This is a genomic window from Ruegeria sp. N4 (assembly GCF_056531425.1).
Genome location: NZ_JBQFLT010000018.1, coordinates 16,703 through 37,155 on the forward strand (window position 1 = coordinate 16,703; position 20,453 = coordinate 37,155).

Below are 20,453 nucleotides of genomic sequence, written 5' to 3' on the forward strand. Positions count from 1 at the left end.
TTCATGAAGCAAAGACTTGTTGTCATTGGCGCAGGTATGGCCTCAGGTCGGGTGCTGGAACACCTAACCGATGCCGCGCCGGATGCGTTCGACATCACCCTGTTCAACGCCGAGCCTCGCGGGAACTACAACCGCATCATGCTCAGCCCAGTTCTGTCGGGTGAGAAAACCTATGATGAGATCATTACCCATGACGACAGCTGGTACGCCGAGCGCGGTATCGCCTGCCGGTTTGGCGAGAAGGTAGAAAAGATCGACCGCGAGATGAAGGTGGTCGAGGGCGTAAATGGCCACGTTCCCTACGACAAGCTGGTCATAGCGACGGGGTCGAACCCGTTCATTATCTCTCTGCCCGGACATGATCTGGACGGTGTGATCGCCTATCGCGATCTCGAAGACACCCATCAGATGATGGGTATGGGCCCGGACAACAAGGTTGTTGTTATTGGCGGCGGCCTGCTGGGGCTTGAGGCCGCTGCAGGGATGGCGGCGCATGGTGTTGAAGTTACCGTGGTGCATATCATGGGCCACCTGATGGAGCGTCAATTGGACGAAGCGGCAGGCTATCTGCTGAAGAAATCGCTGGAAGACAAAGGCATCAGGATTTGCCTGCAAGCGAATTCCAAGGAAATCCTCGGGCAAGATGGCAAGGTTCGCGCGCTTTTGCTGGATGATGGCACGGAACTGCCCTGTGATCTGTTGGTCATGGCGGTGGGCATCCGTCCCAATACGACGCTGGCGCAAGAGGCCGGGCTGGCCACTGGGCGTGGTATCCATGTGGATGACCAGATGTTGACCTCGGATCCGGATGTCTACGCCGTCGGCGAATGTGTTGAACATGACGGAGAGGTCTTCGGCCTCGTTGCGCCGCTCTACGATCAGGCGAAAGTGGCCGCGCAGGCTCTGCTGAATGAAGAGGCTGCGTTTGCGCAGAGAACCCTGTCGACCAAGTTGAAAGTCACCGGCTGCGATCTGTTCAGCGCGGGCGATTTTGCAGACGGGCCAGGTCGTGAAGATATCGTGTTCCGCGATCCTTCGCGCGGCGTCTACAAGCGGCTCGTCATCGAAGAGGATCGTCTGGTCGGCGCGGTCATGTATGGCGACACTGCTGATGGCAGCTGGTTCTTTGGCTTGATCAAAGACGGCAGCAGCATCGACGAGATGCGCGAGACGCTGATCTTCGGCCCTACCTATCAGGGGGGCGACACTGCGGACCCTCTCTCAGCCGTTGCAGCATTGCCGCCTGAGGCGGAGATTTGCGGCTGCAACGGCGTATGTAAAGGAAACATAGTTGAGGCGATCAACGCAGGCGCCAACGGTCTGGGCGCCGTGCGTGAAAGCACCAAGGCCAGCGCCTCGTGCGGGACATGCACGGGGCTGGTTGAACAGGTGTTGCAAGTCACCCTGGGCGATGAATTCCAAATGCCAACGGCGCAACCGATCTGCGGTTGCACCGATCTGACGCATGAGGACGTACGGCGTTTAATCAAGGGCCAGGAACTAAAAAGCCAGGCCGCTGTCTGGCAGGAGCTTGGCTGGACAACGACAAATGGCTGCCATGTCTGCCGTCCGGCGATCAACTACTACCTGCTGGCGGATTGGCCTTTGGAATATCAGGACGACCCGCAAAGCCGGTTTGTGAACGAACGCAAACACGCCAATATCCAGAAGGATGGTACATTCAGCGTTGTGCCGCGCATGTGGGGCGGGATCACTACCCCCGGAGAACTGCGCGCCATCGCTGACGCCGCTGACAAGTATGATGTGCCAACCGTCAAGGTCACCGGCGGTCAGCGCATCGATCTTCTGGGCGTGAAGGGTGAGGATCTGCCTTCGATCTGGTCGGATCTAAACGAGGCTGGTCTGGTCTCGGGCCACGCCTATTCCAAGGGTCTGCGGACGGTCAAAACCTGTGTCGGAACCGATCATTGCCGGTTTGGCACGCAGGACAGCACCGGCCTTGGTATCAAGCTGGAGAAAATCCTGTGGGGCTCGTGGACGCCGCACAAGCTGAAACTGGCAGTATCCGGTTGTCCTCGCAACTGTGCTGAGGCGACCTGCAAGGATATCGGTGTCGTTTGCGTGGAATTTGGCTATCAGATCAGCATCGGCGGGGCCGCAGGTATGGACGTGAAAGAGACCGAGTTGCTCTGTCAGGTGCCCACCGAAGACGAGGCCATCGAGGTCGTGATGGCCGTCACCCAGGCCTATCGTGAAGGCGGTAAGTATCTGGATCGATTGTATAAATGGCTGGAGAAGGTCGGCATGGACTGGGTCAAGGCGCAGGTTGTGGATGATCTTGAAAACCGGGCCGACTTGGTCGCGCGGTTTGAACTGTCGCAAAGCATCTACCGCAAGGATCCATGGGCCGAACACGTGCGCGACAAGGCGCAAACTTATGCGCCGATTGCAGATTTCACACTGGAGGCGGCGGAATGAGCTGGATCGACATCGGACATATCGACGACATACCACTGCGCGGAGCGCGTCTGGTCAAAACCCATATCGGCTGTATCGCCGTCTTCCGGACCGCCAAGGCAGAAGTATACGCCGCGACAAACAGCTGCCCGCACAAGGGTGGCCCATTGTCTGAAGGCATTGTCCACGGCCAGTCGGTGACCTGCCCCTTACACAATTGGGTGTTCGACCTGAACACAGGCGAAGCGCAGGGTGCCGATGACGGTCGGATCACCACATATCCGGTGCGCCTCGAAGATGATCGTATTCTGCTCGACGTCAGCGCGGTTGCTCAACGGAGCGCAGCCTGATGGACGGCACCAGCCTACCCGAAGTTCGTTCGACCTGCGCTTATTGCGGGGTTGGCTGCGGTGTGCTCCTGAGGCCTGATGGGGTCGGAGGTTTGACCGTTCGCGGCGATCCGGATCATCCGGCGAACCGTGGTCGTTTATGTTCAAAAGGACTGGCGTTAGGTGAAACTGTCGGGCTGCAACACCGGTTGCTGGCTCCTCGCGCCTTTGGCCAGGACACCAGTTGGGACAATGCCTTGCAATTGGTCGCAGATCGGTTCTCTGCCACAATTAAGAAGCATGGGCCGGACAGCGTGGCTTTTTATGTATCAGGACAGTTGCTAACCGAGGACTACTATGTTGCCAACAAGCTGATGAAAGGCTTCATAGGCTCGGCGAATATCGACACCAACTCGCGGCTATGCATGGCTTCGACCGTGGCCGGGCACAAACGCGCCTTCGGGACAGATACAGTACCCGGAACCTTTGAGGATCTAGACGAGGCTGATCTGGTTGTCTTGGTTGGCTCGAATCTCGCTTGGTGCCACCCCGTTCTGTATCAGCGTGTCATAGCTGCCCGTCAGGCGCGCGGTACGAAGATTGTAGTTGTCGATCCGCGTCGAACAGCAAGCTGCGATCAAGCAGATCTCCATCTGGCGCTGCGACCCGGCAGTGACGTGGCGCTGTTCAATCGGTTGCTGAACAGAATTCACCAAACGGGGCATATTGCTCCGGATTTTCTGGATCGCAGCCTGGGGTTCAATGAAGCCCTCGAACTCGCGCAGCTTGATGATGCGAATGAGACCGGGCTAAGCCCTGATGAAATTGAGGCTTTTTGCGATTTATGGATCGGTACAGAGCGCGTTGTTACGATCTTCAGCCAGGGAGTAAATCAATCCTCCAGCGGATCAGACAAGGTCAACGCGATCCTGAACTGCCATCTGGCCACCGGGCGGATCGGGCGCGCAGGGATGGGTCCGTTCTCGGTCACCGGTCAGCCTAACGCTATGGGAGGCCGAGAGGTCGGTGGCTTGGCCAACATGCTCGCATGTCACTTGGATATCGAAAACGAAGCTCACAGAACAGCCATCCAGGACTTCTGGAAAGCTCCAAAGATGCCAGAAAAGCAGGGGCTGAAAGCGGTTGACCTGTTTCGCGCTGTCGAAGGCGGTCAGATAAAGGCACTTTGGATCATCCACACCAATCCGGCGGCCACCATGCCGGATGCAGACCGAGTGATGGCGGCTATCAAAAAAAGTCCATTCGTAGTTGTCAGTGACCTGACTGCCCGAACAGACACTGCACGCGTTGCAGACGTTTTGTTGCCCGCTGCGGGATGGGGCGAAAAAAGCGGAACAGTAACCAATTCAGACCGCACGATCAGCAGACAACGCGTCGTTCTGTCACCTCCGGGACAAGCACGTGCGGATTGGGATGTTATGGCCGAGGTGGGCCGCCGCATGGGGTGGACCGAGGCATTCAGTTATGAGTCACCGGCGCAGATTTTTCGAGAATACGCGAACATGACTTCGCTTGCCGTGGCATTTGGCAAAGACTTGGACATTACCGAATTTTCGGACATTGATGACTCGGACTACGAAGATCTGAACCCATCACGGTGGCCGACGACATCTCGCAAATCGGATGGCCGATTTTTCGGTGATGCGCAGTTTTTTCATCCGGATGGCAAAGCACGTTTTGTTCCTGTCACTCATCGTTCACCCAAAGCGGCGACGTCTGACCAATACCCGTTTCTGTTGAACACAGGACGAAACCGGGATCAGTGGCACACTATGACTCGGTCTGGGTTGTCTCCCCGTCTTTCGGCCCATTTGGCCGAACCATACGTCGAGGTTAATCCGAAGGACGTTGATCGGTTGGGTCTTGGTACCGCAGATTTGGTTGAGCTCAACAGCGTGGTCGGAAGCGGCATCTTTCGACTTCGCATCACAGACACCGTCGCGCCAGGTCAAGTATTTGCTCCCATTCACTGGACAGGTGAAACGGCGCCAACAGCCCGTGTGGATGCGCTTGTTCCAAGTGTAGTCGATCCAATCTCTGGACAGCCTGAGAGCAAGGCGGCGGCCGTTTCTGTGCGACGTATGAATGCCTCGTGGTACGGTTTCGCCGTGTCCGTCGATGCGGCCTCACCTACGGCAGAATATTGGGCAATGAGCAAAACGGCCAAAGGTTACAGGATCGAGTTAGCGGGGAAGCAAGATATTGACGATTGGGAAGACAAAGCCCGCGAGTGGTTTGGGCTATCCGATGCCGTAGTGACTTCAATCGAAGATTCCAAACGCGGCTCGTACAGGATCGCATTGTCTGACGGACAGCGCCTTTTGGCAGCGCTCTTTGTTTCCCGACAACCCATCACACTAATGCGAGAGTTTTTGGCAACTTTGCCTGAGGTCTCACTCCATCAGATTCTGTCTGGCCGGTCATCTTCCGCTTCTGAAGACTGTGGACCAATCATCTGTTCGTGTTTCGGGGTGGGATTAAAGACCATCATTAGCGCCATTCACGACAAACGTTTGATCGATGTGGACGATATCGGAGATACCCTTCAGGCTGGAACGAACTGTGGTTCATGCCGTCCAGAGTTGGTTGACTTGGTCACGGAGCATTCGAAGTTGAAACGCAATAACCCGAAGAATTGCCTGCAAGAACAATAAGGGTAGACACGGGGTTTTCGACCAAGACTGCGGTTTGCTTTTATCGGCATTCAAATAAAGCATGGGTTCTGTTCATACTGTTCAACATATCCAATTTAGCCTTACTGGGGTCAGAAGATGTCTTTGCCTATTGTTTCCGACCTCCACCCATGCCCGAGTTTCGCGTTTGTAGTAAGTGTCTCGTCTGACGAGCCGCACTTAGCAAAAGCGATGAAATTCGCGTCGCTACAGAGGGCCGCGAGGCAACTGAAACAACCCCGCCACCTTTTTTGATGGCGGGTTATTTTTGAGCCCAAATTGAGTCAGAGCTTGATCCGGAAGGCTGCGAAGCCGTCGGCACCTTCTCCGGCGTCCTCAATTGTGACACCCTTGACGTCGCCTATGTAATCCCGTGCTTTCGGGCCTGTCTCGAACAAAACAGTCGTGTCCGCAAGCGGAGCAAAAGACCAGTTGGCATCTGCCTTTGGATCAATCGTACCCTGTTCGACAATGTAGCGAACGATGACGTCGCGGTTGGTATCCGGGGCCTCAAATACGATTGTGTCACCTAAAGCTCCGGGGAATGAACCACCCCCTGATGCGCGATAGTTGTTGGTGGCGATAATGAACTCCATATCATCGGTAACTGGTTCGCCGTCGTAAGAAAGGTTCACAATGCGCGCTGCATCGGGGTTAATCTCTTCTCCCTTGGGTCCGAAGCGCGATGGCTGGGACAGGTCAATTTCATAGGTCACGCCATCTATGACGTCGAAATTGTAGGACGGGAATTCCGGGTTCAGCAGGATCGCATCCTTTGAACCCGTCTCAACCTGATTGAACATTCCGGCCGACCGTTCCAACCAACCCCTAACTTGCGCTCCATTCACGCGGACTGCGCGCACCGTGTTCGGATAGAGATAGAGATCCGCGACGTTTTTGATGGCAACATCACCAACGGGTACATCGGTGTAGTATTCCGGACCACCGCGGCCACCAGCCTTGAAAGGCGCTGCCGCAGACAGGATCGGCAGGCCTTCATGTTCGGTGCCTTTCAGCATCTCTTCGACATACCACTTCTGCGCAATCGAGACGATCTGGACTGAGGGATCATCTGCGACCAGCGCGAAATAACTGTGCAGCGGTGCCGAGGTCTTGCCAACTGCGCGACGAACATAGGCCAGCGTTTCGTCGTGATCCGTCGCAACCGAGTCCAGGACGCGCTCATCATCTTCGACCAAGGCGGTGATTGACCGGTCTTCGTTCCGCCGCGAGATAGGCCGCGCCTCGGATGTGGTTGTCACCACCCGCCATTCATTTCCATCCCGTTGCAGCAGCAGATCAAGCAGACCAAGATGCGACCCCCAGAACCCGCCCATGACGGCGGGCTTGCCCATCAGAGTACCTTTATCGACGTCAATTCCGGGGCGGTCTGCAAAGGTAGGCGACGGAAAAACTAAATGGTTGTGACCTGTGACCAGCGCGTCGATCCCTTCGACGCCAGCCAGCACGACCGACGCGTTTTCCATACCATCTTCATGGTTGGCGTCCCCAATCCCGGAATGCGACAAGGCGATGATCAGGTCGCAGCCCCGCTCCTGCATCTCAGGGACAAAAGCCTTTGCCGTCTCAACGATATCCCGCGCTTGGACATTGCCTTCGAGATGCTTGCGATCCCAGTTCATGATCTGCGGAGGCGTAAAGCCTATCACACCGATCTTGATCGGATGTTTTGTGCCGTCACCCATTTCGATCTCGCGGTCGAGAATGGCGTATGGTTGGACAAGCGTCTTGTCCTCGCGCGGGCTTGCGCCTTTCTCCTTTGCTACATTAGCCAGAACCGCTGGGAAATCCGCACCTGCCAATGAGGTCTCAAGAAAGTTTAATCCGTAGTTAAACTCGTGGTTGCCCAGTGTGGCCGCATCATAGCCAATCGTATTGAATGCGGTGATGATTGGATGGCTGCCCCCTTCTTTCATACCGCGTTCATAGGCGATGTAATCGCCCATTGGGTTTCCTTGCAGAAAGTCTCCGTTGTCCACCAGAAGCGAGTTCGTCGCCTCAGAGCGGATTTCATTTATGATCGAAGCCGTACGGGACAGGCCCACCGTGTCACGGGGCTTGTCGGCATAATAATCATAGGGGAATACATGAACATGGATGTCGGTTGTTTCCATGATCCGCAAATGTGCTTGGTTGTTCGCCGCAGCAGCCGAGAAGGGGTGAAGCGTAACGGCTGCGGCACTTGCAGCAGTTGTGTACAGAAACTGACGACGCGAAATTGGTGGGCGGTTAGAGAACGACATTGGGCACCTCTCAAGTGGGTTGGTCAACGCGACTTTCGCGGACTATCCGAGCCATTCGTATGAAATCGGTTACGAGAGCATGTGTCGCGTTATTCACAGGCGGCTGTACTTAACACCATACGTTAAAATTGGGGGTTTGCTAAGGGATCGCAGATGGTGAACCTAAGCCAATAGTTGCTTATCAATCAAACGCGGCGAGATTTTGAACCTTCGAACCTGAAGGAAGCAAACAAAATGCTGAAAAAGGTATGCTTTGACATATATTTTCTCATTCATGCAACCTTGTTTCGCAGAGCTGCAACAGATGGTTTCTCCTGTCCGCAGTCCGCTAGTTCTCCAGGCAACACAGCTTGCAGCCTCGGCGAAACTGCCTGCTTGGATCCGACGTGGCTTCCAGTAAAACGTCAATAAAGCTAATGAAGTCCTTGACTTGGTATTAAACGGTCGTCTTCATTGAATAGGTACTTGTTCTTATTGTTTAACAAATAAGCCATCGGTTAATTGGCGGTTTAAGTTAACAAGGAGATGCTTGCTGGCAGAGTACATGTAGAGATCCTGTTACTAACGTAAGCAAAACTTATTGATGTCCGATATAGCGTCTTGGCTAAAGAAACATGGTTTGTCCAAGTATGCTGTCGCTTTTACTGAACATGAAATCGAACTTGGCGACCTGTCCGAATTAACTGACGAAGACCTAGTAACAATCGGACTTCCCCTCGGGCCGAGGAGGCGGTTTCTGAAAGCCATTCGCGCCAGCATAGAAGAGGAGCGGCGACCGCCCAGCAAAACCAACAGCCCCGAGATCGTGGCAGAGCGGCGACAGCTTACGGTAATGTTTATCGATCTTGTCGGATCAACGGAAATAGCACAAAGCGTCGATCCGGAGGATCTGGCCGATGTACTTCGACTTTTTAAGGAAACCTGTGCGGCGGCTGTTGCAGCGTTTGATGGCCATATTGCCAGCTACTATGGCGACGGAATCATGGTTTTTTTTGGATTTCCCCACGCCCATGAAGATGATCCCGAACGCGCCATTCGTGCGGGTCTGCGTATCATTGATGAGATGCCGGATGTTCGCACCCACGCGAAACTCAACGTCCGGATTGGGATCGCAACCGGATTGGTCGTGGTCGGCGATCTGCGAGGCGAAAAGATGTTTGAGGACGGAACGGCGATGGGTGAGACGCCCAACTTGGCCGCGCGTCTTCAAGCGATGGCAGATCCGGGGACGATGATCATCGCCCCAACCACTCATCAGTTGGCTGGTGATGCTTTTGAATACGTTTTGCGTGGCGCGTTCAAGCTCAAGGGTTTTGCTAAGGAAGTCGAAGCCTGGCAAGTAACCAGAGAGCGGGAAACAGTCAGCCGGTTTATGGCGATCGACAGTGTTTTGCTCAAGCCTTTGGTCGGTCGCGCCGCAGAATTGAAGGCGTTGAACGATAATTGGGCCTTGGCCAGTAATCGAAATGGGCAGGTTGTATTGGTGTCAGGCGAGCCGGGAATTGGCAAGTCGCGTCTGGTGGAGGAATTTCGGCAGAACATCTCCGATTTGCCCCACACGCAAATGCGATATCAATGTTCTCCATATCACTTTGCGACTGCACTGTACCCTGTCATTCGCCAACTTGAGAGTGCCGCTGATCTTCGCGCTGACGAGTCAAATCACCTCAAGCTTGAAAAAATCCGCGGCGTGTTGAGCGATCAAACCGACCAAGCTTTGAAGTTGGCAGCATCCCTTTTGTCCATACCGTTCGAAGATCATTTGGGGCCGTTGGATCTGACACCGCGGCAGATCATGGATCGGTCTCTGGAATTGTTGCTGAACAATCTTTCGTCAAAGGCTGAAGATCATCCGGTTCTCTTCCTGTTTGAAGATGCTCACTGGATTGATCCAACAACCAAATTGTTGCTGGATCGTTTGGTGGAGCGAATTCGCGACCTTCCAGTTCTGGTGGTTATGACGTTCCGGCCTGAGTTCGATCCAGGTTGGACACTGCAATCGAACCTTACGAAAGTTAATTTGAAGCAATTAAGCTTTCGACAGGTCAAGAGCATTGTTGACGAAGTCGCTAAAGACGAGTTGGTCGCTGACGGGATGTATGACGTGGTCGCGGCAAGATCCGACGGTGTGCCGCTATACGTCGAGGAGGTGACAAAAGATCTCCTTGAATCGGGCATCCTGACCAGGGGAAGGGACACTTACACGATGGGTGGGGCATCGCCTGCGAACTCGGTGCCCAGTACGTTACATGATGCACTGATGGCACGCCTTGACCGCCTGAGCTCTGCCAAAGAGGTTGCCCAGATTGGAGCTGTAATTGGCCCTCGGTTTACTTACCAGTTGATTTCAAAAGTGGCCAGAATCAGCGATAAAGCGTTACGCGCAGGATTGGAGCTTCTGGTCGAAGCTGGCATAGTTTCAGTTTCTCGTGCAGAGGATTTTGAAACCTTCAGCTACCGTCACGCCCTTATTCGTGACACCGCCTATAACAGCCTTTTAAAGCGGGAACGTCGGGTTCTGCACTCTCGCGTCGCGCAACAATTGAATGACACGTTGGCTCACACTGGTGACGCAAGCCCTGAAATTCTGGCTCATCATTATACCATGGCAGGAATGTGTAAGGAGGCCGTAGACTATCGTTTCCTTGCGGGCCAACGAGCAGTCCAGCGATCAGCTAACATTGAGGCAAGCACGCAACTGTCGTTGGCGATTGAACAGCTTGGCGAAATGGATCAAAGTATTGAACGGGACCGCAAGGAAATTGAGATTCAGGTTCTCAAGGCTGGTGTCTTACGATCAACCGCAGGAATAGCTGCCGACGAAACCGGTTCTGTTTATGCAAGAATACGCGACTTGTGTGAACGCATCGACGATACTGAGCATCTGTTCCCAATTCTGAATGGTTTGTATTCCTTCCATTTGGTGCGTGCCGAGTATGATTTGGCTAGGAAAGTCGCAGCGCAATTGCTGGACCTAGCGGTGTCGACTCGTGAGACGCAGCATCAGATGGTGGCGCATCGCGCAATGGGTGCTGTACTGTTCCACATTGGCGACCTGGTATCGGCATACGAGCATTTAAGCAAAGCACTGGACCTCTACAGCCGGGAACGTGATGCGCATCTGGCGTACATCTATGGATCCGACCATGCGGCGATTACTTCGTGCTTTCTAAGCTTGGCCATTTGGATGCGTGGGGACCCGGACAAAGCCCTTGAGGTTCAACAGCTCGCGGTGGCGGGCGCAAAAGAGCTGGAGCATGCTCATAGCATCGCGCAGTCAATGACTTATCTGTGTATGCTTCACCTTCTGCGCCGTGAACCGGCAAAAGTGCTGGAGATCGCGGAACAGCTTGAGGAACTTTCAGCCAAGCACTCGTTTACATTCATGTCTTTGACCGCGACCTTGTGGCGAAGCTGGGTGAATGCCTATGTTTCGCCGAAACAAGAAACGATCGATGCGTTACACGCAGCGTCGATAACTTGGTGGGAGAGTGGTGCGGGAAACTACAAACCGTTCTTTCTGACCCTAGTGGCGGAACTCACCTTGAACATAGGTAATCGGGACGGTGCCCTAAAATTGTTGGCTCAGGCCCGTGATCAACAGCACCACACAAATGAAGGCTGGGCCCGATCTGAGACCGATCGAGTCTACGCGCTCGCACGTTGCGAGAATGAGCTCGCAGAAAAAGCATTTCTTGAGGCTTTGGCGACTGCAAGAGAACAGAAAGCTAAGATGTTTGAACTCCGAACGTCGGTAGATTACGCAGAACAATGCAGACTATTTGGACATACGCACAAGGCGATATCTGATCTTCGTACTGCTCTGGATGGTATTGCAGGAGGTGAGTCTACGATCGATGTGATTGATGCAATTAAGCTCCTTAATCAAAGACCCATAAGCTAAATTTCATGCTTTTCAAGGCATCACGCGGTTCTACTGATTGCGAAACTCTTTTTACGGAATGCGGAAATTTTACACTTCATTGCGCCAACTGTGAGGCAACACGCTTGGAGATTTCGCTGACGCAGCGAATGACAGCATTGCGGGGTGCAACTGTAGCAATAATAGTCGCGCTCAAAGTCGTATCGCGCCGTTTGTCTGGGACGTGGGTACGACGGCAATCGAACTCACGGGACGCATTCATGCGCCCGGCGATGTAGGCGCGCAAACGAGCTAATTCCTTTCCCGCACCGAAAAAGCGCCAAAGGAGATGGGGGCCGATCTGCGCAATGTGGCCGGTTGCAGTTATATCTGACTGACCTGTTACAGGCAGGCGAATTCGCCCGTGTGCATGGTGAGGTGTTCAAAGATATCGACCGGGTACTGAGCGCTGTTCAGGTCGACCTGACGCAACCCGGTCTGTTGGTGAAGATCGACGTTGACGCAGTGATTCGCAACAAAAACGGAGAAATCAGCGGATTCTGAACATGAGTCCCCAAGAAAGGATTTGATCGCACCTTCGGCTTGTGTACTGTATACAGAATACAAGAATGGTAAAATAACAGACACAGGGAGCTAATGTGATGATCAAAACAGCACTACTAAGCGGAACATGCATCGCGCTAATGGCCTCGACGGCCGCTGCAGAGATCAAAGTTGGATTTATCGGGTCACTGTCTTCGGACACCGGTTTGTCCACGCTGCGCGGTGCCGAAGTCGCAATTGAGGAGTTGAACGCCAATGGCGGTGTTCTGGGCCAGCAGATCACGCTTGTTTCGGCTGATACCGGGCAGGACCCGACCGAAGGCGTCCGCGCGTACGAGTATCTGGCGGAAACCGAAGAGGTTGATTTTATCATCTCGGGCTCGATCGATGATGTGTCGCTGGGCTGGCTGCCACGGATGCAGGAATACCGCATCCCGACGCTGGACACCTGGACATCTTATATCGGCATCATCGACATGGTGGCCGAAGACCCCGAGGGTATGGCTCCCTATTTCATGAACATCGCCTCGGACGAGGCGCTGGCAACGCTGTACATTAACTTTGGCGCGGATGTGTTGAAGGGCCAAATGGGCTGGGACACCGTGGTCATTTTAGCCGAGGACACAGCCTTTGGCGAGGCCATCACCGGTCTTGTGACCGAGGCGCTGGCCCCCGTGGCCGGGATCGAAGTCAAGGACATCATCACCTATGACGTCGCCACCGTCGATTTCGCGCCGATCTTCAGCCGGGCGCAGGATACGGGCGCAGATTTCATCTATCAGGTCTCGTCGGTAAACTCGCAGGTGGTATCCTCGCAATATGTAAAGCTTCAGGTGCCGATGGCGATGACGGGCGTAAACGTCTCTGCCCTGGGGATGGAGTATTGGGAGGATACAGGAGGGGCTGGCGGTGGCATCTCAACCCTGTCGCCGGTGCCTTCGGTGGGTTTCAAGCTGGACCCGGCCAGCCAGGAATTTATCGACACCTATCAGGCCAAGTATGACAGCCGCCCGCTGCTGCCCCATTTTAATGGGTTCAACGCTTATCACGGGTTGAAACAGGCGATGGCGGCAGCCGAAGAGGCCGGTGGGTTTGACAAGGTCGAGGCCTGGGCCGAGGCGATGAAGAAGCAGGATCTGGTGCTGGATCTGGATGGTCAGTTGTGGCTGCGTTACGCCTTCTGGGGCGATGACGAGGTTGAGCCCGTCACCAAACGGACCTATCCGCACAACGCGCGTTTTGACTTGTCTGAACCTTTCGACGATGCCCAGCCTTCGATGGTTGTGGTCCAATGGTACGAAGACGGCACGGCGGCTGTGGTCTACCCCGAGAAATACGCGACGGGCGAGTTTACCTTGCCCAGCTGGGTAAAACAGTAACCGTGTAGAGTTCATAGACGGAAACGGGTACGCGTTCGCGCGCACCCGCAGCCGAGGATCCTCATATGTTGCAGATACTGATCCAAGGGCTTTTGCTCAGCGGTCTCTATGCGCTTATCGCCATGGGTTTCACGCTGATCTTCAGCATCGGCCGCGTCCTGAACCTTGCCTATGGCGCATATCTGATGGTCGGTGGGTATATCTATTTCTGGGTGTCGCAGACCCTGGGAATGCCCAAACTGATGGGTGTTGTCGTCGCCGCCGCGCTGGGTGTGGTGATGGGGGTGCTGAAATACCGCCTGATCGTCAAGACACTGAAAGGCGATCATGTCGCCGTCGAGATTTCAACGCTGATACTGGCCGTTGTCATACAGGCGGGCGTGGTGCTGGCCTTTGGCGACAGCAGCAAGATCTTGCTGCCGATCGTGCCGGGCGTCATCAACGTGGCCGGAGCGTCCGTCACCTTTAACATTCTTCTGGCCACTGTCATCAGCTGGGCCATTTTGCTGGGGCTCTATGCCTTTGTGCGCCTGACCCATACCGGGCGGGCGATGCAGGCGGTGTCGATGGACGCCAAGGGCGCGGCAATCTCGGGCATCGACCCGGACCGGATCAACCTGATCACCTGGGGCATTTCCGGCGCGCTGGGTGCGCTTGGCGGGGTGTTCTTCGCCAGCTACACGCAGCTGTCGCCCTCGATGTGGGTGGCCCCGCTGATCATCTCGGTCGCGGTTGTCATCGTCGGCGGGATCGGATCGATCATCGGCACGCTGGTGGTGGCCCATATCGTCGGTTTTCTGGAAGTCATCGTGGTGGCGACACTCGCCCCGGAACTGCGCGGCGTGTTCACCATGCTGCTGATCATTGGCGTGCTTGTGACACGGCCACAGGGCTTGTTCGGCCGCGAGGAGTTATAACATGGGGCTGCGCTGGTTTCACTTTGCCCTTTGGGGCGGTCTGATCGCAGGGATGCTCCTGCTGCCGCAGGTGGTCTCGAACGGGACGCTCAGAACCCTGATCTTTGCCAACTATCTGGCGGTCTTCGCCATCAGCTGGGACGTATTGTCCGGTCGCACCGGATATATCAGTTTTGGCCATCCGTTCCTGATCGGGATCGGGGCCTATACCACGGCGATCCTGACCAAACGGTTTGACGTGCCGGTCGAAATCTCGATCCCGGCGGCTGTTCTGGTCACCATGGCGGCGGGTCTGCTGGTGCTGCTGCCTGCGCTGCGCATCCGTGGCAGTTACTTCGCTCTGGTCACGCTGGCCTTCATGGAGCTGCTGTATCAACTGGTGCAGGTGATCCGTCCGGATCTGACCGGCGGCACCCGCGGCATGTCGGGCATCCAGACCCTGACCCGTGGTGCGGCAAACGGCTATTACCTGTCGACCGCGCTGATGCTGAGCGTTGCGATCAGCATGTGGCTGCTGATGAAAACCCGTCTGGGCACCGCGCTGGCCGCCATCGGCATGAACGAGGAAAGCGTGCGGGGCTCGGGCCTCAACACCACGCGGCTCAAGGCGTTTGCCTTTCTGACCAGCGCGATGGTCGCGGGGCTGGGCGGGGCGTTCTATGTCCACTATCTGGGCTCGCTGGCACCACGTGCTCTGTTCGACATCAGCTTCCTGTTCACCATCATCGTGGCGGCGCTGCTGGGCGGTACCTCGACCATCATCGGTCCGATGATCGGAGCGTTCTTCATGACCTTCCTGCTGGAATACCTGCGTCCGGTGCTGCCGGGTGCCGAACGGTACTTCGTCTACGGGGCGATCGCGCTGGTCCTTTACATGTATCAGCCCAAAGGCCTGATCGAACTGATACAGCGCGGCTTTGCCCGGCTGCGGAAAGGAGGTGTGGCATGACCGCAGCGCTGGAAGTCACAAACCTGTTCAAACGCTTCGGCGGGCTGGTCGCCACCAATGGTCTGTCCTTCTCCCTCAAAGAGGGTGAATCCCTGGGCCTGATCGGTCCGAACGGGGCGGGCAAGACCACCGTGTTCAGCCAGATCATGGGCGAGCATCGCCAGAACAGCGGCACGATCGAGCTGTTCGGGAATGAGATCTCGTCCCTGCCGACATCACAGCGGATTCAGGCCGGGGTCAGCCGGACCTATCAGATCCCGCGCCCTTTCGGCGACATGAACGTGGCCGAAAACATCCGCGTAGGCCTGATGCCCGACAATATCTGGCAGATGATCACCAGATCTCCCGATCCCGACCGTGAACGGGAGCTTGCCCTAAGCGTCGGATTTACCGAGGCCGATCTGGAACGGAGCCCGTCCGAGCTGGCCATGGGTGATCTGCGCAAGCTGGAAATGGCCCGCACCATGGCCACCGCACCCAAGGTGATGCTGCTGGACGAGGTGTTCGCCGGTCTGACCGTGGGGGAGATCGCGCAGATCTCGGAACTGATCCAGCAGATGCGCAAGGATGGCATGACCTTCCTGATCGTCAGCCATGATCTGCCCGCGCTGGAGCCACTGATCGACCGCGCCGTCGCCATCGAGCGGGGCACGATGATCGCCGAGGGCACCTTTACCGAGGTGATGAATGACAAGGCCGTGCAGGCCTCGTATCTGGGGAGCGCCTGATGTCTTATCTGGAAATCGAAAACCTGTCGGCGTTCTACGACAAGGCGCAGGCGCTGACCGACATCTCGATCACCGTCGAACCGGGCGAGATCGTCGCCGTGGTCGGCCCCAACGGGGCAGGCAAGTCCACCCTTTTGGACAGCATCATGGGTTTGGTGGAAACCGAAGGTGACATCCGGCTGCATGGCCACAGTCTGACGGGCCGGACCCCCGCCGAGATCGTGCGCCACGGCGTCGGTTATGCGCCGGAACGGTTCAACCTGTTCCCCTACATGTCGGTGCGCGACAACCTCATGGTCGGTGCCTATACCGCCCGCGAGGATATCGAGGACAACATGGACATGGTCCACAAGCTGTTCCCGCGCCTGAAAGAGCGGGAAGGGCAGGAAACCTCGACCCAATCGGGGGGTGAACGTCAGATGGTGTCCTTTGGGCGTGCGCTGATGACCAGCCCCGAACTGCTGCTGATCGACGAACCGACGATCGGCCTGGCCCCCAAGATTTGCAACGAGATCGCCGAAGTTGTTCGACAATTGAACAAGGAATTCGGCCTGACCGTTGTGATCACCGAGCAAAACGCCAACTTCGCGCTGTCTCTGGCCAGCCGGATCTACGTGCTGGAATCGGGTCGCATGCAAACCTCGGGAACCGCCGAAGAACTGCGCAACGATGAACGGCTGCTGGAGGCCTATTTCGGCAGCCACTGAGGCATGCGCGGCTTTGTGCTGGCCATTTCTCTTCTTTGCGTCGGCGCTTGTTTGACGAACTGAAAGACTGCAGTCCAACAAAAAATTGTTGGCGAAAGCGTAGCGAATTTTCCTTATGTCCAAGAAGATTAAATTTGTTTACGATCTAACTTAGCGGCTGCATCGAGCGTCCAGAATGCGGGCTGCGATCACAGTATCTTTCCTAGTCGATGAATGACTGGCTGGGGCCGCCAACGAAAGCGGCCCGCAGTATTCAGATTTCAATTGCCTCTGCTATAGCAAGTGCATCCTCGAGCTCAACTCCGAGATACCGAACGGTACTGTCCATCTTTGTATGCCCAAGTAAGAGTTGTACCGCGCGCAGATTGCCCGTCTTTTTGTAAATCTGAGTAACCTTTGTGCGCCGCATCGAATGTGTGCCATATGCGCTGGCTTCCAAACCTATAGACGTGACCCAATCACGCACGATCCGGGCATACTGGCGCGTTGAAATGTGCAAACGCTCATGGAAACGCCCTGGCCAAAGGTATTCAGACCCAACCATAAGTTCATCTTCCATCCACTTCTCGACGGAGGTCCGAGTACCTTCAGAAATTTCGAAGCGGACCGGTTTCTGAGTTTTACTTTGCAGCACCGAAGCCCGCTCCTTGATCTGACCAGAGGCCATGATGTCAACGACTTTCATCTTCACCAAGTCACAACCGCGCAACTTGCTGTCGATGGCCATATTGAAGAGAGCGAGGTCGCGATGGTTCTCTGCGAGCTCCAATCTTACTCGAATTGCCCAGACGTGTTTGGGTTTTAACGGGCGTTTTTGACCGACGATGCGTCCCTTGTTCCAAGCTGGGCGAAGCGCGCGAATGGCAGGTAAGTTTGGTGTATCCATAACTGATCCTCCTTTCCGCCATTCCCGCCCACAACGACAACCCGACGTTGACAAAAGAGGATATCAAAGGATGCCGCGTTGCCGCCGAGATTGGCTGCGAATCATACCTCCCAAAGGCCGCAAAGTGAAACTCTTTTAGGTGCACCAAAATTAGACCTTGGTCACCGTGAGACGTGCTTATCACCGCAGATTTCACTGGGCGAAGTTACGAGCATGTTGCGGGTGCCAGCGTCACAGTCGGAGTACATGCACCGAACACTGAGCATGGCGAACAACGAGAGCAGCCGTGGAACCCAAAAAGAACTCTTTCATCCCAGGTTTGTGTGAAGCGAGGACGATACAGTCGATGCCGTGTTTGTTGGCGTATTCGGTGATTGCGCGACCCGCCGATTGGCTCTCGATCAGGATAGACGACACTTCTGTCTCACTTGTTAGGCGCTCGGCCAAGCGCGCCTTTGCTCTTTGGAGAGACTTTTCTGCGATTCCTTCATCCATATAGTACATTATCTGTCTGTTTGGGGGCTCATGGATATGCGCGGCAGTGATTTTTCCACCTTCGGATACAAGGGCATGTGCCGCCGCAAGTGCGTGTTCACTGATGCCATGCTCCAGAGACAGAGCGACTAGAATATTTTTGTACATTTCAAACCTCCGTATTCAGGTCTTCAGTTTTCTGCTGCTAACTCGCCGCTCCTATTTCACCTTCGGGAGGGCGCACAGGCACCCCAGCCGTAAGAATGGGGTGCGTGCAGTTTCGTCTTGGGCTTATTTGTGCTTTCCCGTCGCTACCTGCTGAGCAGGAGGTCCGGCAGGAACAGGGCCAACTCTGGTACAAAAGTTGTCAACATCAGCGTTGGGAGCCAGGCAAAGACTATGAAGATCAAAGTCGGCCATAACATGCGCGAAACCGGTTCATCACAGACCTGCGCACCAAGATAGAGCAGAGGTGCAGTCGGAGGGGTGATGTTCGCCATACCTAAGTTCACGCCAATCACGGCCGCAAAATGGATGGGATCCATGCCGGTGCTCTGCGCGATGGGCAGTAGGATTGGTGTTGCCAAAAGCAGACCGGAGATATCGTCCATCAGCATCCCGATCAGGATCATCACGACGTTGATCATCAGAAGGATGACGACCGGATTGTCCGAAACGGAATAGACCAGATCTTTGGCCAACTGAGGTGCACCCTGCGAGATCAGGTTGTCCGACACGATCAGAACCATGAAGATCATGACCATGACCACACCAATCGTAACACCGGAATTCTGGATCGTCTGGGCCAGAGTTTTCCAGGTCAGGCCACGGTAGAAGTAAATCGCGATCGGGATCGAGTAGACCACTGCGATACCCGCAGCCTCGGTTGGCGTCATTATGCCGCCATAGATCCCGCCCAGAATGATCAGCGGCATCATAAGCGCAGGCCCGGCCAAACGTGCCTGAACTCCGAATGTCGGCAGGAACGGTTTAGGACGTTCCGTCAGGTTGATGTCGTCATACTTCCGCAGCATAAACTGATTAACGATTATCAATAGCGTGATCAGGATGATCGCCGGAATGACCGTGGACAAGAAGCACTTTAGTACATGCTGCTGTGCGACCCAGCCATAAAGGATGTGCGACGAACTCGGCGGGATCAACAGACCTAAAGGGCTGGCCGCTACGATCAAAGCCGCCGATTGCCCACCCGGATAGTTGGCCTTTTTCAGGTGGGGCATCATGATGCCGCCGATACAGGTCAGCGTTGCGTTTGCACTGCCGGAAATGGAGCCAAACACACCGCAGGCCAGCACCCCCGCTGCGCTCAAACCTCCTTTGATGTGACCAATGAACATTTCAGCCAGTGCAACAAGAGGGGCGGCGATCTTACCTTTTTCCATGATGCCACCGGCAATCATGAAGAGGGGGATCGCCAGAAGCACCAGTGAGCGGATACCTGTAGAGCCGGTGGGCAAGTAGCCGGTGATGGATTGATCTCCAATAAGGGCGATGAAAATCAAAACCGATCCGAATGCCACATAAACGCTGACGCCTAACAGCAGCATAAAGCAGACGATAAGGAGACTTCCTCCGATGATCATTTGGTTTCTCCTTTTTGCATTTCGGATCTCAGGGGTAGACCGAGCCCTTTGCGGATGTGCACGTACAAATATGCCGCCGTGAACGTCGCCATGAGGCCAAAGGCAATCATGATTGCAATCCGCCAGGTCACAAACGGAATGCGCAGCACCGGGGTTGCGCGCAGCCGGGGGAATGAGAAGTCATCAAGCAGCGAGACATAACAGGCGTACATGAGGAATAGGATCACCAGCACCTCGACTGTCAGGACGACAAAGCCGCGCCACCAAATCAACCGAGGATTTTGGATCACAATGCCAAGAATGTCCGCGTTGATGTGCAGGTTGCGGGCAGAGGCCAGAACAGCACCTGCAAAAAAGCCGATGATGCTAATGCCCAAAAGCCATTCTTCGTAGGCAAACAGATCACCGCCAAATCCATACCGGATGACAACAACTGCCCCAAATGTGAAAGCCATCAGGAAACCGGCAAACATAACGATCTGCCTCATGACAAAAGCCACTGCTTTCAGCGGATACCCAATAGTGACTGGCAACTCGTCAGTGATTTTTTGCGAACTCTTCTTTTCTGCGCTTTCGACGACCAATGGACGTTCAGCTTCAGAACTAGACATCTTTCTCCCTCCCTTTGTTGAGCCAAAGACCAAAAAAGGGCCAGCTGATCTGCTGGCCCTTCTTCTCA

15 protein-coding genes are annotated in these 20,453 nt (G+C 55.1%); 10 read left to right on the forward strand and 5 right to left on the reverse strand.

All coding sequences use genetic code 11. From position 1 onward, the window contains the following. Positions 1-3: 3 nt before the first annotated feature. From nirB to ACR0LW_RS20345, 3 genes are read left to right on the forward strand one after another with little or no spacing between them, the layout of a single operon-like run. Complete coding sequence (nirB, locus tag ACR0LW_RS20335; RefSeq protein WP_480884195.1) at positions 4-2,439, forward strand: nitrite reductase large subunit NirB; 2,436 nt, start codon at positions 4-6, stop codon at positions 2,437-2,439. Continuing rightward, positions 2,436-2,768 carry a nitrite reductase small subunit NirD gene (nirD, locus tag ACR0LW_RS20340; protein ID WP_170455998.1) on the forward strand — a complete coding sequence of 111 codons (333 nt, stop codon included), beginning with the start codon at positions 2,436-2,438 and terminating at the stop codon, positions 2,766-2,768. Before nirB ends, nirD begins: the two co-directional genes overlap by 4 nt. After that, on the forward strand, positions 2,768-5,422 hold the full coding sequence (locus tag ACR0LW_RS20345) for a molybdopterin-dependent oxidoreductase (RefSeq protein WP_480884197.1): 2,655 nt from the start codon (positions 2,768-2,770) through the stop codon (positions 5,420-5,422). Before nirD ends, ACR0LW_RS20345 begins: the two co-directional genes overlap by 1 nt. A 302-nt stretch (positions 5,423-5,724) precedes the next feature. Here ACR0LW_RS20345 and ACR0LW_RS20350 read toward each other — a convergent pair whose 3' ends face one another. Next, positions 5,725-7,704 (reverse strand): bifunctional 2',3'-cyclic-nucleotide 2'-phosphodiesterase/3'-nucleotidase, encoded by a 1,980-nt coding sequence (locus ACR0LW_RS20350; protein WP_170623052.1) that lies wholly within the window; start codon positions 7,702-7,704, stop codon positions 5,725-5,727. Positions 7,705-8,287: 583 nt separating this feature from the next. On the opposite strand from ACR0LW_RS20350, the gene ACR0LW_RS20355 reads away from it, so the two are divergent. The 7 genes from ACR0LW_RS20355 to ACR0LW_RS20385 all read left to right on the forward strand — a co-directional run bounded on the left by ACR0LW_RS20355 (position 8,288) and on the right by ACR0LW_RS20385 (position 16,810). Then, positions 8,288-11,608: an ATP-binding protein gene (locus ACR0LW_RS20355; protein WP_480884199.1), complete on the forward strand. Its 3,321-nt coding sequence runs from the start codon at positions 8,288-8,290 to the stop codon at positions 11,606-11,608. Between the two features lie 336 nt (positions 11,609-11,944). After that, entirely contained in the window at positions 11,945-12,130 is a 186-nt protein-coding gene (locus ACR0LW_RS20360) for a RidA family protein (protein WP_480884201.1), read from the forward strand. Between the two features lie 98 nt (positions 12,131-12,228). Then, positions 12,229-13,509 carry an ABC transporter substrate-binding protein gene (locus ACR0LW_RS20365; protein WP_480884203.1) on the forward strand — a complete coding sequence of 427 codons (1,281 nt, stop codon included), beginning with the start codon at positions 12,229-12,231 and terminating at the stop codon, positions 13,507-13,509. Positions 13,510-13,574: 65 nt separating this feature from the next. Beyond that, entirely contained in the window at positions 13,575-14,426 is an 852-nt protein-coding gene (locus tag ACR0LW_RS20370) for a branched-chain amino acid ABC transporter permease (protein ID WP_480582414.1), read from the forward strand. 1 nt (position 14,427) lies between these two features. After that, on the forward strand, positions 14,428-15,375 hold the full coding sequence (locus ACR0LW_RS20375) for a branched-chain amino acid ABC transporter permease (protein WP_480582416.1): 948 nt from the start codon (positions 14,428-14,430) through the stop codon (positions 15,373-15,375). Beyond that, the gene (locus tag ACR0LW_RS20380; RefSeq protein ID WP_480884206.1) at positions 15,372-16,103 is read left to right on the forward strand and encodes an ABC transporter ATP-binding protein; all 732 of its coding nucleotides are present in this window, start codon (positions 15,372-15,374) and stop codon (positions 16,101-16,103) included. The genes ACR0LW_RS20375 and ACR0LW_RS20380 overlap by 4 nt, the downstream gene beginning before the upstream one ends. Then, the gene (locus ACR0LW_RS20385) at positions 16,103-16,810 is read left to right on the forward strand and encodes an ABC transporter ATP-binding protein (protein ID WP_170456014.1); all 708 of its coding nucleotides are present in this window, start codon (positions 16,103-16,105) and stop codon (positions 16,808-16,810) included. The genes ACR0LW_RS20380 and ACR0LW_RS20385 overlap by 1 nt, the downstream gene beginning before the upstream one ends. Before the next feature lie 253 nt (positions 16,811-17,063). Here ACR0LW_RS20385 and ACR0LW_RS20390 read toward each other — a convergent pair whose 3' ends face one another. The 4 genes from ACR0LW_RS20390 to ACR0LW_RS20405 all read right to left on the reverse strand — a co-directional run bounded on the left by ACR0LW_RS20390 (position 17,064) and on the right by ACR0LW_RS20405 (position 20,385). Then, a complete protein-coding gene (locus ACR0LW_RS20390; RefSeq protein WP_170633759.1) occupies positions 17,064-17,696 on the reverse strand; it encodes a tyrosine-type recombinase/integrase in 633 nt (210 codons plus the stop codon). A 231-nt stretch (positions 17,697-17,927) separates the two neighbouring features. Then, the gene (locus tag ACR0LW_RS20395; RefSeq protein WP_480884209.1) at positions 17,928-18,338 is read right to left on the reverse strand and encodes a universal stress protein; all 411 of its coding nucleotides are present in this window, start codon (positions 18,336-18,338) and stop codon (positions 17,928-17,930) included. A gap of 143 nt (positions 18,339-18,481) precedes the next feature. Next, positions 18,482-19,774: a TRAP transporter large permease gene (locus ACR0LW_RS20400; protein ID WP_480884211.1), complete on the reverse strand. Its 1,293-nt coding sequence runs from the start codon at positions 19,772-19,774 to the stop codon at positions 18,482-18,484. After that, positions 19,771-20,385, reverse strand: a complete 615-nt coding sequence (locus tag ACR0LW_RS20405; protein ID WP_480884213.1) for a TRAP transporter small permease — start codon at positions 20,383-20,385, stop codon at positions 19,771-19,773. The genes ACR0LW_RS20400 and ACR0LW_RS20405 overlap by 4 nt, the downstream gene beginning before the upstream one ends. Positions 20,386-20,453 lie beyond the last annotated feature (68 nt).

Excerpts from the sequence above, each read along its gene's own strand:
- ACR0LW_RS20380 (WP_480884206.1), top strand. The coding sequence starts at position 15,372 with ATGACCGCAGCGCTGGAAGTCACAAACCTGTTCAAACGCTTCGGCGGG.
- ACR0LW_RS20395 (WP_480884209.1), bottom strand. The coding sequence starts at position 18,338 with ATGTACAAAAATATTCTAGTCGCTCTGTCTCTGGAGCATGGCATCAGT.
- ACR0LW_RS20370 (WP_480582414.1), top strand. The coding sequence starts at position 13,575 with ATGTTGCAGATACTGATCCAAGGGCTTTTGCTCAGCGGTCTCTATGCG.
- nirB (WP_480884195.1), top strand. The coding sequence starts at position 4 with ATGAAGCAAAGACTTGTTGTCATTGGCGCAGGTATGGCCTCAGGTCGG.
- ACR0LW_RS20405 (WP_480884213.1), bottom strand. The coding sequence starts at position 20,385 with ATGTCTAGTTCTGAAGCTGAACGTCCATTGGTCGTCGAAAGCGCAGAA.
- ACR0LW_RS20375 (WP_480582416.1), top strand. The coding sequence starts at position 14,428 with ATGGGGCTGCGCTGGTTTCACTTTGCCCTTTGGGGCGGTCTGATCGCA.
- ACR0LW_RS20350 (WP_170623052.1), bottom strand. The coding sequence starts at position 7,704 with ATGTCGTTCTCTAACCGCCCACCAATTTCGCGTCGTCAGTTTCTGTAC.
- ACR0LW_RS20390 (WP_170633759.1), bottom strand. The coding sequence starts at position 17,696 with ATGGATACACCAAACTTACCTGCCATTCGCGCGCTTCGCCCAGCTTGG.
- ACR0LW_RS20365 (WP_480884203.1), top strand. The coding sequence starts at position 12,229 with ATGATCAAAACAGCACTACTAAGCGGAACATGCATCGCGCTAATGGCC.
- ACR0LW_RS20385 (WP_170456014.1), top strand. The coding sequence starts at position 16,103 with ATGTCTTATCTGGAAATCGAAAACCTGTCGGCGTTCTACGACAAGGCG.
- nirD (WP_170455998.1), top strand. The coding sequence starts at position 2,436 with ATGAGCTGGATCGACATCGGACATATCGACGACATACCACTGCGCGGA.
- ACR0LW_RS20355 (WP_480884199.1), top strand. The coding sequence starts at position 8,288 with ATGTCCGATATAGCGTCTTGGCTAAAGAAACATGGTTTGTCCAAGTAT.
- ACR0LW_RS20345 (WP_480884197.1), top strand. The coding sequence starts at position 2,768 with ATGGACGGCACCAGCCTACCCGAAGTTCGTTCGACCTGCGCTTATTGC.
- ACR0LW_RS20400 (WP_480884211.1), bottom strand. The coding sequence starts at position 19,774 with ATGATCATCGGAGGAAGTCTCCTTATCGTCTGCTTTATGCTGCTGTTA.